Annotated in this window: 2 protein-coding genes; both read left to right on the top strand. The window is 72.3% G+C overall.

Features of this window, described 5'->3' with window-relative positions:
• The coding region (locus BIS11_RS17985) for an iron chelate uptake ABC transporter family permease subunit (protein ID WP_253586782.1) at positions 1-254 on the top strand (254 nt) is incomplete at its 5' end.
• The gene (locus BIS11_RS17980; RefSeq protein ID WP_253426497.1) at positions 251-1,042 is read left to right on the top strand and encodes an ABC transporter ATP-binding protein; all 792 of its coding nucleotides are present in this window, start codon (positions 251-253) and stop codon (positions 1,040-1,042) included. The genes BIS11_RS17985 and BIS11_RS17980, both read left to right, overlap by 4 nt.
• Positions 1,043-1,215 lie beyond the last annotated feature (173 nt).

The following is a 1,215-nucleotide window of genomic DNA, read 5'->3' as shown; positions in this document are numbered from 1 at the left end:
CCGCCGTGGCGGTGACCACCGCCGGCAGCATCGGCTTCGTCGGGCTGGTGGTACCGCACATGCTGCGTTTGGTGCTGGGCAACGACCAGCGGCGCATTCTGCCCGCCTGCGCGCTCGCCGGCGGCACGCTGGTGCTGCTCGCCGATACGCTGGCGCGCACGCTGATCGCCCCGGAGCAGCTGCCGGTCGGCGTGATCACCGCGCTGCTCGGCGTGCCTACCTTTCTGTTTCTGCTCCACCGGAGTCGCCCGTGAGCCGGCTGGCCGCCCGAGGGCTTGCGCTGGCGATTCCCGGCCGCGCGACGCGCCCGCTCGAACTCGAGATCGCCCCCGGCCAGGTGTGGGGCGTGCTCGGCCCCAACGGCGCGGGCAAGACCACGCTATTGCACACCCTGGCCGGGCTCCACGCCCCGCGCTCAGGCGGCGTCTTTCTCGACGGCGAGCCGCTGGGCGCGCTTGGCCGGCGCGAGGTCGCCCGGCGGCTGGGGCTGGTGTTCCAGGAGCGCATGGACGGCTTTCCCGCCACGGTGTTCGAGGCCGTGATGATGGGCCGCCACCCGTACCTGTCGCTTTTCCAGCGCGAAAACGCGGGCGATGGCGAGCGCGTCGAGGCGGCGCTTTGCGCCTTCGATCTGGCCGGCTTCGAGCGGCGTCTGGTGAGTTCGCTCTCCGGCGGCGAGCGCCAGCGGGTGGCGCTCGCCACGCTCTACGCCCAGGACCCGGCGGTGTGGCTGCTCGACGAGCCGACCAATCATCTCGATCTGCACCACCAGAGCGCGGTGATGGCGCTGCTCGGTGAACGGGCCGCTCACGGGCGCACGGTGATGATGTGCCTGCACGACGTGAACCTGGCCGCGCGCTGGTGCAGCCACGCGCTGCTGCTGCACCCGGATGGCGAGGCCGAAGCGGGCCCGGTCGACGATTTGCTCGAGCTCGCCGCGCTGGAGCGGCTCTACCGCCAGCCCTTGAGCGCCGCCGAGATCGACGGCGCGCCGGTGTTCATGCCGCGCCGCGACCCCCACCGCACGAGGAGTCAGCCATGATCGCCTTCCCCTTTGCCGGCGTGGTCGGTGCCGAGCCCTTGAAGACCGCGCTGATCCTCAACGCGGTCGACCCGCGCATCGGCGGCGCTCAAGGGCTGGCGGTAGAGCCGCTCCAGCGCGGCGAGCTCGAGCAAATCGTCGACCGGGCCCGCTTCGGCCTCGCCATCCGGGTG

Source organism: Halomonas sp. 707D4, assembly GCF_024158685.1.
Taxonomy (GTDB): domain Bacteria; phylum Pseudomonadota; class Gammaproteobacteria; order Pseudomonadales; family Halomonadaceae; genus Vreelandella.
Note: the sequence above shows the minus strand (reverse complement) of the source record. Positions and strands in the feature narration are given on the sequence as shown.